The following is a 585-nucleotide window of genomic DNA, read 5'->3' on the forward strand; positions in this document are numbered from 1 at the left end:
GCAGAATCATCACTTTTAGGTAGTATAGATTCCACAACATTTTCAGTTTGCTCCTCGGTAATTTCTTCTAACTCTACAGTAGTTTCTTCTCGATCGTCTTCATTTGCTGACATCAAGGAATCTTCCACTGAGTTAGTAACTTCTTCTGGATTTGAAGTCAGGTTAGAATTTTCTTGAGGAACTATTTCTTCTGGTGACTGTGGTATTGGTAATTCCTCTACTATTTCTGGTAAATTAGAAGGCTCATTTTCCTGAAGTGAGTCTTCAATTTCAGATTCTTTTGGAAGATTTAAAGTGTCTTCAATAGTTGTTTTTTCTTGTTCCGTAGTAACTTGATTTATACCTTGAAATCTACCTTGAATCCAATTCATTAATTTGCCAATTTTTTCTTTGAGTCTTTGTTGTGCTTCTGATTCAGTGGGTTCTACTTTTGAGGTTGCTTCTGTTTCAGGTTCAACAAAAGTTTCCTCTTCTTCTAATTCCTCAGTTATCGGTTCAGTTACAGGAACTGGTTCTACTTCTGTTTCTGTTTCTGTTTCAGGTTCAACAAAAGTTTCCTCTTCTTCTAATTCCTCAGTTATCGGT

Annotated in this window: 1 protein-coding gene; it reads right to left on the reverse strand. The window is 35.6% G+C overall.

The window, feature by feature from the left end:
• The coding region (locus ACP6PM_RS16160) for a hypothetical protein (RefSeq protein ID WP_426586339.1) at window positions 1–585 on the reverse strand (585 nt) is incomplete at both ends.

Source organism: Dapis brunnea BLCC-M229 (assembly GCF_050015995.1).
Lineage (GTDB): Bacteria > Cyanobacteriota > Cyanobacteriia > Cyanobacteriales > Microcoleaceae > Trichodesmium.